Origin of the sequence: uncultured Enterovirga sp. (assembly GCF_964242715.1) — a bacterium.
Lineage (GTDB): Bacteria > Pseudomonadota > Alphaproteobacteria > Rhizobiales > Beijerinckiaceae > Enterovirga.
The window spans coordinates 47563-59498 of the sequence record NZ_CAXTAZ010000002.1 but is presented as its reverse complement, the minus strand read 5'-3'; the positions used below and the strand labels follow the sequence as shown (position 1 = coordinate 59498).

General features: G+C 68.8%; 11 protein-coding genes. 8 read left to right on the top strand and 3 right to left on the bottom strand.

Translation table 11 applies throughout. The annotated features are described in order from the left end of the window. Positions 1-80: 80 nt before the first annotated feature. Together ACFE87_RS01735 and ACFE87_RS01730 are read right to left on the bottom strand one after the other, a co-directional pair. The gene (locus ACFE87_RS01735) at positions 81-755 is read right to left on the bottom strand and encodes a hypothetical protein (RefSeq protein WP_375457884.1); all 675 of its coding nucleotides are present in this window, start codon (positions 753-755) and stop codon (positions 81-83) included. After that, positions 752-1399 carry a hypothetical protein gene (locus ACFE87_RS01730; protein ID WP_375457883.1) on the bottom strand — a complete coding sequence of 216 codons (648 nt, stop codon included), beginning with the start codon at positions 1397-1399 and terminating at the stop codon, positions 752-754. Before ACFE87_RS01730 ends, ACFE87_RS01735 begins: the two co-directional genes overlap by 4 nt. Positions 1400-1558: 159 nt before the next feature. Here ACFE87_RS01730 and ACFE87_RS01725 point away from each other — a divergent pair, with 159 nt between their 5' ends. After that, the gene (locus tag ACFE87_RS01725) at positions 1559-3193 is read left to right on the top strand and encodes a sigma-54 interaction domain-containing protein (protein WP_375457882.1); all 1635 of its coding nucleotides are present in this window, start codon (positions 1559-1561) and stop codon (positions 3191-3193) included. 25 nt (positions 3194-3218) lie between these two features. Here the strand turns inward: ACFE87_RS01725 and ACFE87_RS01720 are convergent, their stop codons facing one another. After that, entirely contained in the window at positions 3219-4436 is a 1218-nt protein-coding gene (locus ACFE87_RS01720; protein WP_375457881.1) for an ABC transporter substrate-binding protein, read from the bottom strand. A 261-nt stretch (positions 4437-4697) separates the two neighbouring features. On the opposite strand from ACFE87_RS01720, the gene ACFE87_RS01715 reads away from it, so the two are divergent. Genes ACFE87_RS01715 through ACFE87_RS01685 form a run of 7 tightly spaced genes read left to right on the top strand, consistent with a single transcriptional unit; the run spans position 4698 to position 11933 of the window. Further along, a complete protein-coding gene (locus tag ACFE87_RS01715; protein WP_375457880.1) occupies positions 4698-5987 on the top strand; it encodes a CaiB/BaiF CoA transferase family protein in 1290 nt (429 codons plus the stop codon). A gap of 21 nt (positions 5988-6008) precedes the next feature. Beyond that, complete coding sequence (locus ACFE87_RS01710; RefSeq protein WP_375457879.1) at positions 6009-6788, top strand: enoyl-CoA hydratase-related protein; 780 nt, start codon at positions 6009-6011, stop codon at positions 6786-6788. A gap of 5 nt (positions 6789-6793) precedes the next feature. Further along, entirely contained in the window at positions 6794-8419 is a 1626-nt protein-coding gene (locus ACFE87_RS01705) for a class I adenylate-forming enzyme family protein (RefSeq protein ID WP_375457878.1), read from the top strand. After that, positions 8416-9189, top strand: a complete 774-nt coding sequence (locus tag ACFE87_RS01700) for an enoyl-CoA hydratase/isomerase family protein (protein ID WP_375457877.1) — start codon at positions 8416-8418, stop codon at positions 9187-9189. The genes ACFE87_RS01705 and ACFE87_RS01700 overlap by 4 nt, the downstream gene beginning before the upstream one ends. Further along, complete coding sequence (locus tag ACFE87_RS01695; protein WP_375457876.1) at positions 9182-9889, top strand: SDR family NAD(P)-dependent oxidoreductase; 708 nt, start codon at positions 9182-9184, stop codon at positions 9887-9889. Before ACFE87_RS01700 ends, ACFE87_RS01695 begins: the two co-directional genes overlap by 8 nt. Further along, positions 9889-11055 carry an acyl-CoA dehydrogenase family protein gene (locus ACFE87_RS01690; protein ID WP_375457875.1) on the top strand — a complete coding sequence of 389 codons (1167 nt, stop codon included), beginning with the start codon at positions 9889-9891 and terminating at the stop codon, positions 11053-11055. Before ACFE87_RS01695 ends, ACFE87_RS01690 begins: the two co-directional genes overlap by 1 nt. Then, positions 11052-11933, top strand: a complete 882-nt coding sequence (locus ACFE87_RS01685; RefSeq protein WP_375457874.1) for a 3-hydroxyacyl-CoA dehydrogenase family protein — start codon at positions 11052-11054, stop codon at positions 11931-11933. The genes ACFE87_RS01690 and ACFE87_RS01685 overlap by 4 nt, the downstream gene beginning before the upstream one ends. Positions 11934-11936 lie beyond the last annotated feature (3 nt).

Here is an 11936-nt window from a genome sequence, read left to right as displayed (position 1 = left end):
TCCAGGGGCCGGCAGGAGAGCCAACAGTCGGTCAGGACAGGTCACCGTCGGCGCGGATGAACCCTCGTCCGGCGGCCGACCTAGCGCGGCATCGGCGTCCCGGTCTCCCGGTCGGGATTGCGGAAGGCGCAGAGCAGCCGGAAACAGCCGATGGAGGCGCCCGCGGCTTCGGGCAAGGCCCCGAGGACCCGGCGCAGCCGCTCCGCCGTCTCGACCCGCATCGTCTCCACCACGATCGCGCCCCGAGCCGCCTCGTCGCGGCCTGGCCTGATACGGGATTCCGTCGTGTCCGGCGGCGCATCCTGGCTGGGCGCAGCGCGCCAGAGCCGGATGCGGAGTATCTCGGCCGGATTCAGCCCCGCCCCGTCGATGGCGGGCAGCCGCCCGGGCGTGGTGCCGTGGAAGCGGAGCACGACCGCTGCGCCCCCGACGATCTCCGTGCCGGCTCCGCCCGGCTGAGCGTCCTCCTCGAAAACGGAGCGGATCATGCCGAGGAAGCGCGGCATGATCGTTCGGGTCATCTCGCTCGGAGAGGACAGGCAAGCCGTGTAGGCGGGGCTCTTCAGCACGGCCGCGCCGTCCATTTCGTAGAAGGTGAAGAAGGCGCGATCCCCGTCGGTCGCCTCATAGCGGCGGGCCGACCGGAAGCCCGGGACGGCCAGCCGCTCCGGAACGTGGTCGGTCTGGTACCAGCGCTCGTAATCGGCCGCGATCTCGTCGGCGCGGTCGTTCCAGACGGCGAGGATGCCGGTCATCGCTGCTGATCCCAGCGTGCCGCCCGCCCTGGCTCTCCCGGCCGGAACATGAAGTACGCTCGGTTGCTCTGGTAGCGCCGGAGCCTCTGGATCCATGGTGTTCGGTCGGCCGCGCACCAGACGTCCGAGCCATAGCTGTCCGGGCCGACGAGGTGGTAGATCGCGACGTAGCGGGGAGCCCCGCGCAAGGCCCTGAAGCGGCGCCCGGAGAGAACGCCGGGAACCTGGACCAGGGCCGGAATGTGCTCGGTGTCATACCAGTCGTTGAACTCGCCCTCGGCCTCCGGCGCGATGTCCATGGTGACGACGAACAGGGCCCCGGCATCCTCCGGCCAGGCGATCGGCTCCGGCGCCAGCGCCTCGAGGTCCCAGGCCGCCACGCAATCGTCGGGCTGGTCGCCGGACGGCGGGGAACCCGGCTCGGTCCGGGCGAGCCAGCATCGAAGGGTGGACCCCTCGGGCTTGCCCCGCAAGAGCCGGTCGAGCGTACCGCCGACCACGCGTCCGCCCGTCCAGATCTCGGCAGGACCACCGTTCGACAGCGGGCGCCATGAGGAGGCGTCCTGGATCGTGAGGGTCAGGGTCGGACCCAAAGCCGGACGGGGGGCGGCCGAGCCTGTGGCGGTCTGCGGGTCCATGGTCATCCGGCCTCCCCTGTTGCGGCGTTCGCCTCGGCGCCCTCGATGCCCGGGTCTACAAGTCTCGTGCCGCACCGTGCCGCAGGTTGCCAGGCGGCTGCAGACGGCTAAGATGTCCGCAAGAAAGACACAGAACACCGTTGGACGTCCGGGAGGACAGGTTCTTTGATACAGGGCGTCGTCGTCGTCGGTCGTGACGGCCGGATCAGTTTCGCCTGCGGACTGGGCCAGGATTCCCGCATTCGCAGCCTGACGACCGATCCGGACTGGCTCGAGGAGGCGGTCCGGAAGCGGCTGCGGCCGATCCAGATCGACCGCCAGCGCTGGATCGTCGTCGCCACGCCCTTTGCGGAGGGGACCTTGTTCCTGGTCAGCGAACCAGCCGGCGACGCGCTGATGACCTTCCTCGGCTGCGTCGACTTCGCGCACGAGATTTTCGAGCACCTGCTCACAGACCCGTTCGAGGCGATGACGGTCGTCGATGCCGAGGCCCGCGTCGTCTATCTCTCGCCGGTGCACGAGAGCTTCTTCGGCCTCGCCAGTGGCGAGGGGAACGGCCACCCGGTCTCGAAGATCATCGAGAACACCCGGCTCGACAAGGTCGTCGCCAGCGGCAAGGCGGAGATCGGCCAGATCCAGCGCATGAAGGGGTTCGAGCGCGTCGTCTCGCGCGTGCCGATCAGCCAGGACGGCAAGGTGGTCGGCGCCGTCGGCCGGATCATGTTCAAGGGCCCGGAACAGGTCGAGGCGCTAAGCCGCCGCATCAATGCGCTGGAGCGCGAGGTGGAGTTTTACCGACGCGAGGCGGCGAGCCTGCAGGAGCAGGATGCCAATCTCGACGACCTGATCGGCACGAGCGCCGGGATGCAGAGGCTCCGGACCGAAATCCGGAAGCTGGCTCCGCTCGAGATCCCGGTCCTCATCCATGGCGAGAGCGGCACCGGCAAGGAACTGGTCGCGCAGGCCCTCCACCGCCTGAGCCTGCGCCGGAACTCGCCGATCATCATGGTCAACGCGGCCGCGCTTCCCGCGACTCTCGTCGAATCCGAACTCTTCGGCTACGAGGCGGGCTCCTTCACGGGGGCCGACAAGAAGGGCCGCAAGGGCAAGTTCGAACAGGCGGCGGGGGGCACGATCTTCCTCGACGAGATCGGCGACATGCCGTCCGAGGTGCAGGTGAAGCTCCTGCGCGTCCTGCAGGACAAGCTCGTCGAACGGGTCGGCAGCGAGCGGCCCCGCGAGGTGGATTTCAGGCTCGTGACGGCGACGAACCGCGACCTGCATTCCCGGGTGTCGGAGGGCCTCTTCCGCCTCGACCTCTATTACCGGATTGCCCCGATCACGATCGAGGTCCCGCCCCTGCGCTCCCGTGTCGAGGATATCGAGGGGCTGACTACCCACTTTCTGCAGGACGTGTCCCGCCGGCACGGGAAGCCCGCGCCCGAGATCACGGCCGACGCCATTTCCTACCTCTGCGAGCAGCCATGGCCGGGAAACGTGCGCCAGCTCCGCCACGAGATCGAACGGGCCTTTGTTTTCGCCGAGCGCGACCGCATCGACGCCGACACCCTGGTCCGCCACGGCGAGGCGACCTTCAGGGCGGAGGTGCCGCAGCTTCGCCCGGCGGGCGCCTCGCGCCGGGGCGGGCTCAAGCCGCTCCGGGATGTCGTGCTGGAGGTCGAGGCCGAGCTCGTGCGAGACGCCATGCAGCAGCTCAGGGGCAACAAGAAGCGGGTTGCGCAGGAGCTCGGCATCTCCCGCTCCTACCTCTACAAGATCCTCGGCGAGGCGGACGCCTGATCGCCCGCTTCGCCTCGGGCCTCCTCTACTTCTTGACGAGCGGGCATTCCGTTTCGGCCAGCGACCGATAGGCCTGCTCGCCCGGGATCGTGGCCACGACCTTCATCAGGTCCCAGGGCGCCTTCGATTCGGAGGGCTTCTTGGCCTCCATCAGGTACATGTCGCGCATCAGGCGCCCATCTTCGCGGATCTTCGCTCCCTTGGTCATGAAGTCGTCGACCGGGGTCTTGCGCATGACCTCCATGACCGGACCGGCCTCGTCCGTCTTCGCCTCGCGTACGGCCTTCAGGTAATGCATCGCGGCTCCGTAGATCCCGGCCTGGAACATGGTCGGCGGCTTACCGCCGTGACGCTCCGCGAAACGCTTGGCGAAGGCGCGGGTCTCGTCGTTCTGGTCCCAGTAATAGGCTTCCGTGAACTGGAGGCCCTGCGCCGCCTGGAGGCCGAGCGCCTTGATGTCCGTGATCAGGACGAGGAGGCCCGCAAGCTTCTGTCCGGAGGCCACGATGCCGAATTCCGCGGCCTGCTTGATCGCGTTGATCGTGTCCGCGCCGGCATTGGCGAGGCCGATGACCTGGGCCTTCGAAGCCTGCGCCTGGAGGAGATAGGACGAGAAATCGGGGCTGTTGAGCGGCGCCCGGACGGCTCCGACCACCTCCTTGCCGGCCTTCTTCAGCACCCCGATCGCATCCCGCTCGAGCGAGTGGCCGAAGGCGTAGTCGGCCGTGATGAAGAACCAGCGGTCGCCGCCCCCGCGGCTCATGATGGCGCTCGCCGTGCCGTTTGCCAGCGCGTAGGTGTCGTAGGTCCAGTGGATCGCGTTCGGCGAACAGGCCTTGCCGGTGAGCTCGGTCGTGCCGGCCGACGTCGTGATGTTGATCTTGTTCTTCTCGCGCGTGATTCCCTGCACGGCGATGGCGACCGCCGAATTGCCGAGGCCCAGGATCGCATCGACCTTGTCGATGTCGTACCAGCGCCGTGCGATCGCGGCCCCGACGTCGGCCTTGTTCTGCAGGTCGGCGTCGAGAACCTCGATCTTCTTGCCGAGCACCATGCCGCCGAAATCCTCGACCGCCATCTTCACGGCGACGACGTCGCCCGGACCCTGCAGGTCGGCATAGGGACCCGACATGTCGTCCAGGACGCCGACCCGGACGACGTCGTCCGAGACCTGCGCCGCCGCCGGCGGGCCGAAACTGGCGAGCACTACGGCGAGCGCCGTCGCGATTGCTCCTCTCTTCACGTCACATCCTCCCTGTCGTTCGGGACACGCCGTGGTGGCGCGCTTTCCCGTTGCGTACGGCCACCGAATCCCGTCCGCACCCGTGAGCAGAGGCCATGCCACCTCGCGTCACGGTGTGAGAGGGCGCCGCCCGTCTCTCGCGTGTCCCTCCCACGGTCAGAACCGCAATCCGTGTCCGCGAGGCCGACATCGTGGGCCGTCGTTCAGGGGGCAACGCCCTTGGCATAACGGTTGCTGCCTCCGGGCAAACGGGAGTGGGGCGTGACGGGACGAGAGGCGGAAGATCGGGCTGAGCGCGCCGGCCCCCCCGGCCATCGGCTGCCCCTTCCGGCGGGCCAGCCCTTCGGGTTCCTGGCTGGCGTGAAGGTTCTCGACCTCACGACATCGATCGCCGGTCCGTACGCCGCGATGCTGCTCGGCGATTTCGGCGCGGATGTCGTGAAGATCGAGCGCAAGCAGGGCGACGACGCGCGCGGCTGGGGCCCGCCGTTCCTCGATGGTGAATCGCTCTGGTTCCTGGCCGTGAACCGGAACAAGCGCAGCGTCGCGCTGGACTACGCGGATGGCCCGGGCGCGGCCGCTTTGCGCGAGCTGATCGCGCAGGCCGACGTGGTGCTGGTGAACCAGCCTCCGCGCGTCGCCCGCAAGCTCGGGATCGGCCCGGACCAGGTCAAGGTCCTGCGCGAGGACGTCGTCTACGTCTCGATCACGGGTTTCGGGCTCGACGGCACGCGCGCGGACTGGACCTGCTACGACCTCATCGCGGAAGGCTATTCGGGCGTGATGGACGTCACGGGCTCGCCCGACGGGGCGGCGCAGAAGGTCGGTGCCCCGGCCGCCGACATGCTGGCCGGCCATGACGCCGCGATGGCCGCCATCGCGGCTCTGTTCGGCCGGATGCAGACGGGCAAGGGCGCCGTGATCGGGGTCTCCCTGGTGGAGAGCATGACGCGCTTTCTCTCCTGCCGCATCGTGCCTTATCTCGGCTCCGGCGAGGTGCCCTCCCGCAGCGGCGGCACGGACAGCGTCATCGCGGTCTACCAGGCCTTCGATACGGCCGACCTGCCGATCACCCTCGGGCTCGGCAGCGACAATCTCTGGCGCCGCTTCTGGGAAGCCCTGGGCGAACCCGAACGCGCCTCAGCTGCCGGCACGGCCTCGAACGCCGACCGTCGTGCCCGGCGCGCCGAGATCGTGGCCGACATCCAGGAGCGTCTGCTCCGGAAACCGCGCGCGCATTGGCTTGACCTGTTCCAGGCCGCCCGGATCCCGGCCGGTCCGATCAACCGGGTCGACGAGGTCGCGGCGGACGAGGAACTGATCGCGCGCGGCATGTTCTTCCGGCTTGAGGAGCCCGGCCGGATCGTGCCGCAGGTCGGCACGGGGTTCACGGTCGACGGCGCCCCAAACCGGCCGCGCCGGATGCCGCCGCTTCTCGGCGCGCATACCGACGAGGTTCTCGCCGAGTGGCTCGGTCGAAAGCCAGACGCCTCACGCCCCGCTGCGCCGGGACCCATTCCGAACGGCCGGGCTTCGATTCCGCCGCTCTAGCTGCCCCTCACGGATTTCGTCATGACCTTCCAGACCATTCTCTACGAAGAAGACGGCCCGATCGGGACGATCACGCTGAACCGTCCAGACGACGGCAACATGTTCACGGTCGACATGTGTCACGAGATCCGCGACTGCATCAACGAGATCCGGCGCGAGACGCGGACCCGGGTGATCGTGATCACGGGCGCGGGCGACCGCTTCTTCTGCATCGGCGGCCGGAAGGACGGCATGGAGGACACGACCCTCTATGCGGGCGTCCTGCCGACGCTCGAAATGTACGAGGCGATCGATCGGCTCCAAAAACCCGTCATCGCGAGCGTGAACGGCTTCGCGGTCGGCGGCGGCAACGTGCTCCAGGTCGTCTGCGACATGACGATCGCCAAGGAGAGCGCCGTCTTCCGCCAGGTCGGCCCGATGATGGGCTCCTTCGATGCCGGCTACGGCACCTGGTACCTGGAAGACCTCGTCGGCAAGAAGAAGGCGAAGGAGATCTGGTTCTGCAACCCCAAGATCTCCGCGCGCGAGGCGCTGGAGATGGGGATGATCAACCGGGTCGTGCCGGACGACCAGCTGAAGGCGGCGACGCGCGCCTTCGCGCTCGAAGCGGCCGATCGCGGTCCCTTCGCGCTCGCCTCGATCAAGGGCGCCTTCAACGCCCGCCACGGCGGCGTGAGCGGCCTCGCCCGGGTGGCGCACGACCTCCTCCTGCGAACCTATCTCGAGACCGACGAGAGTCACGAATTGTCGGCCTCGTTCCGAGAGAAACGGAAGCCCGATCCGAGCCGGTTCGGTCACTGAGCGGCATGCGGCCCTTCCTCACCCTGCACCATCCGGCCCAAGCGCGGCGCTTCTACGAGGACGGTACGTGGCGCGCTGACACGTTCTACACGCTCCTCACTGACGCGGCGGCGGCCCGCCCGGACGCGGCGGCTCTGCGGGACGGACGGCGGATTCTCACCTGGCGTGAGCTCCTCACATGGGTTGACGGGTTCGCGGCGGACCTGCGTCTTCGCGGCCTTTCCGCCGGCGACCGCCTTTCGATCTGGGCTTCGAACCGGGTCGAGGTCGTGGTCTCCTTCCTGGCCGCGTCGCGCGAAGGGATCGCCTGCAACCCGTCTCTTCATCGCACCTATCGCTCCTCCGAGATCGTGGGGCTGCTCCGTACGCTCGGCAGCAAGGCCTTCGTGACGGAGCCGGGCTGGGGCGCGGACCGGACCACGAGCGATCTCGACGGCCTCCTCGCCGATCTGCCGGGCCTCGCCGTGACTTATCCCGACGGAACGCTGCCGGGCGAGGCGGGGGCGCCACCCTCCCCTCATGTCGCCGATCCGGACAAGATCGCCTATCTGGCCTTCACGTCGGGCACGACCGGCGCGCCGAAATGCGTGATGCATTCCGACAATTCGCTCCTCGCCAATGCCCGCGACCTCGTCCGCGACTGGGGCCACGGCCAGCATACGAAGCTCCTGACCCTCTCGCCGCTCTCTCACCACATCGCCTGGGTGGCGGTGGCGCAATGGCTGGTCGCCGGCTGCGAGCTGATCACCGACGATCCGCCGCCCGGGACCGGGCGTCTCGACTGGATCCTGGAGACCGGCGCGACCTACGTCATGGGCGTGCCGACGCACGCGATGGACATTCTGGCCGCCCAGCGCGAGCGCGGCCTTACCCGGCTCGGCGCCGTCGAGGTCTTCTACATGGCCGGGGCACCGATCCCGCCCTCGGTCGCCGAAGCCTTCGTCCGTCAGGGTATCCGGCCGCAGAACGTCTACGGCATGACCGAAAACTCGTCGCATCAATACACCCACCCGGGCGACGAGACCGCGACCGTCGTTTCCACCTGTGGCCGCGGCGGGCGGGCCTATGAGGTCAAGCTGTTCGACCCCGGCGATCCGGACCGGGAGGTCGGCGCGGGCGAGGTCGGCCATATCGGCGGCAAGGGTGCGGCGCTGATGCTCGGCTATCTCGGCAACCAGGCCGCGACCGAGGGCAGCTTCAACCGCGAGGGCTGGTTCCTGTCGGGCGACCTCGGCATCCTGGACGAGGCCGGCAATCTTCGGATCGAGGGACGCATCAAGGACCTGATCATCCGGGGCGGTCACAACATCTACCCGGCGCAGATCGAGGCGCTCGCCCTTCGCCATCCAGCGATCGTCAAGGCTGCCGCCTTCTCGGTCCCGGACGAGCGCCTCGGCGAGCGTGTCTGCCTCGCGATCATCGGCGCCGTCTCGTCCGACGAGGCGCTGGCGCACCTTCACGACGAAGGCCTGTCGAAATACGACATGCCGGAATACTGGCTGCAGGTCGAAGCCTTCCCGCTCACCGCGAGCGGCAAGATCCTGAAACGCGTGCTGATGGACCAGGTGCGGTCCGGCGAACTCGCGCCCGAACCGGTCCGCTTCCAGGCGGCCGCCAAGGTGACCGCATGACGGGCTTCGTCCGACTGGAGCGCCGCGACGAGATCGCGCTCCTCACGCTCGACCGGCAGGAGGCGCTGAACGCCCTCTCCTTCGCGATCCTGGATGAGATCGGCGCCGCCCTCGACGAGGTCGCTCGATCCGACGCCCGAGCGCTCGTCGTCACGGGCGCGGGTCCGAAGGCCTTCTGCGCCGGCGCCGACATCAAGGAATTGCGTGGGCGCGACCTGGTCGCACAGAAGCGCGGCGCTGAACTCGGCCAGGCCGTCTTCGCGAAACTCGACGCGCTGCCGATCCCGTCGGTCGCCGCGATCAACGGCTTCGCCTTCGGCGGCGGACTCGAACTCGCCCTCGCCTGCACCTTCCGGATCGCGACACCGAATGCCAGGATGGGCCTTCCCGAGATCAAGCTCGGCCTGATCCCGGGCTATGGCGGCACGCAGAGGCTGCCGCGCGTGATCGGCGAGGCGCGGGCGCTCGAGCTGATCATGAGCGGCCGCAACGTCGCGGCCGACGAGGCGGAGCGGATCGGGCTCGTCAGCCGCGTCGTCACCGGCGGTCCGGTCGAGGAGGCGATCGCCTTCGCGCGCCTCTTCACGCCCTACAGCCTGCCCGTGCTGGGCTTCGCCCGCGATGCCGTGCGGCGGGCCGCGAGCCTGTCCCTCTCCGAGGGCCTCAAGGCCGAGGCGGAGCTCTCCACCCTTGCCTACCGGACCGCGGATGCCGAGGAGGGCATGGCGGCCTTCAGCGAGAAGCGGAAACCGGAGTTCCGCGATGCGTGAGGGCTGGATCGTCGTCACCGGCGCGAGCCGCGGCATCGGCGCCGCGATCGCGACCGACCTCGAACGCCGCGGCGCGCGCGTCGCCGGCCTGTCGCGCTCCGGCGCGGGCGGCGCGGGGCGCGCCATCGCCTGCGACGTCTCGGACGAGGCGGCGCTCACCGCCGCCTTCGCGAGCCTCGCCGAGGAGGGCCCCATCGTCGGGCTCGTCAACAATGCCGGCCAGCACACCGCCGCGCCGAGCGCGCTCCTCGCGACCGCCGATTTCGAGAAGGTGATGCAGCTGAACGCGACCGCGGTCTTCGTCGCGAGCCGCATCGCCCACCCGCATCTCGCCCGCGCGGGCGGCGGCATGATCGTCAATATCGGCTCCTTCTTCGACAAGCTCGGCGTCGCCGAGAACCTCGCCTATTGCGCCTCGAAGGCAGCCGTCGGCGCGATGACGCGCTGCCTTGCGGTGGAATGGGCCAAGGACGACATCCGCGTCCTCGACATCGCGCCCGGCTATGTCGAGACCGACTTGAACCGCGACTTCCTGGCCCGCGACAAGACGAAGGCCTGGATGGAGCGCCGCATCCCCGCGAAGCGCGCTGCCCGTGCCGACGAGATCGCCCGGCTGGTCGGTGTCCTCTTCCAGGAGGACATCGCCTATCTCACCGGCGAGACGATCTATGTCGACGGCGGCCAAGGCATGAACCACTGATGAAGATCTTCGACCAACTCGAGCGCCGGCGCGGCTGGGACGATACGGAGCAGCTCATCCTCGATCAGGTGCGGCGCCTCGCCGAGACCGTGATCGCCCCGAACGCGGCTGCCTATGACCGGTCCGGCGAATTCCCCTGGGACAATGTCCGGGCCATCAACGAGCTCGGCCTGAACGCCCTCTTCGTGCCGGAGCCCTATGGCGGGTCGCCGATGCCCTTCCGGCTCTACGCGGCGGTGGTGAAGATCATCTCCGAGGCCTGCGCCTCGACCGGCATCATCTACGCCACGACCTATCACGGCATGAAGCCGCTGATCGATGTCGGCTCGGAGGAGCAGAAGGCGCGCCTCCTGCCCCGCATCGCGGAGGGCGGCCTCGGTTCGCTCGCCATCACGGAGCCCGGTGCCGGCTCGGACGCGACCGGGATGCGGACGTCATTCCGGCCGGACGGGGACGAGATCGTCATCGACGGCGGCAAGACCTTCATCACGAGCGGCGACGTCGCCGACCTGATCCTGCTCTTCGGCAAGTGGAGCGAGATCGACGACGCCAAGGCCGCGATCTCGGTCATGGTCCTCGAGAAGGGCACGCCCGGCTTCGAGGTGGTGCGGCTTGAGGAGAAGATGGGCCACCGCGCCTCCTCCACGGCGGCCCTCAGCTTCACGGATTGCCGCGTGCCGCGTGCCAACCTGATCGGCGAGCCCGGCGACGGCCTCCGCATCCTCCTCTCCTCGCTCAACAAGTCGCGCCCGAGCGTCGCCGCCCACGCGCTCGGCATCGCCCACGCCGCCTTCAAGGACGCGGTCGGCTACATGAACGAGCGCCGCCAGGGCGGCCGGCGGGTGATCGACTTCCAGGGCAACCAGTTCACGCTCGCCGACCTCGCGACCGACCTCGCCATGGCGGATGCCTGGCTCGACTATGTCGCCGGGCTGATCGATTCCGGCTCGACCGATTTCGGCATCGAGGCCTCCATGGCCAAGATGCGGGGCTCCGACCTCGCCATGCGGATCGCGACCGAGGCCGTGCAGATGTATGGCGGCTACGGCTATTGCACCGACTACCGCGTCGAGCGGCTGATGCGCGACGCCAAGATCACCCAGATCTGGGAGGGCACGAACCAGGTCCATCGCCAGCTGATCGGCCGGAGCTTCGCAGCGAAATGAGCCATCCCATTCGCACGGTCGGGATCTGCGGCGCCGGCGGTACCATGGGCGCCGGCATCGCTATCGTGGCGGCCCGCTCCGGCTTCCGGACGATCTCCTACGACCGGTCCGACGACGCCCTGCAGCGGTCGCACAAGCAGACGGCCGGCTTCTTCGGCAAGTCGGTCGAGCGGGGCAAGATGGAGGCGGGCGACCGCGATCGCATCCTGGCCGCCATGGAGACGACGACCGACATCGAGGCGCTCGCCGCCTGCGACCTCGTGATCGAGGCCGTCTTCGAGGACCTGACGACCAAGCGCGACCTTCTCGGCCAGCTCGACCGGATCTGCCCGCCCGAGACCATCTTCGGCTCGAACACCTCGACGCTCTCGATCACCGAGATCGCGGCCGGCTGCAGCCGGCCGGACCGGGTCGTCGGCATGCATTTCTGCCTGCCCGCGCAGCTGATGAAGCTCGTCGAGATGTCGCCCGGCATCCTGACCTCGGAGGCGACCTTCGCGACGGCCTGGGCCTGGACCGAAATCTGCGGCCAGATCCCGGTTAAAACGCAGGACAAGCCCGGCTTCATCCTGAACGCGCTCCTCGTGCCGTTCAACAACGACGCCATCCGGGCGGTCGAGGCCGGGGTGGCCGAGCCGGCCGATATCGACGGCGCGATCAAGGCGGGGCTCGGCTACAAGATGGGGCCGCTCGAGCTGATCGACCTGATCGGGCTCGACACCCAGATCCGGCTCTCCGAGGCCTTCTATCCGGTGACCCTGGATCCGCGGGCCGCGGCCCCGCCGCTGCTCCGCCGCATGGTCGCGGCCGGTCTGCTCGGCCGGAAGTCGGGACGCGGCTTCTTCTCCTACGAGACCAACGCGATGTTCGGAGGCTGATCG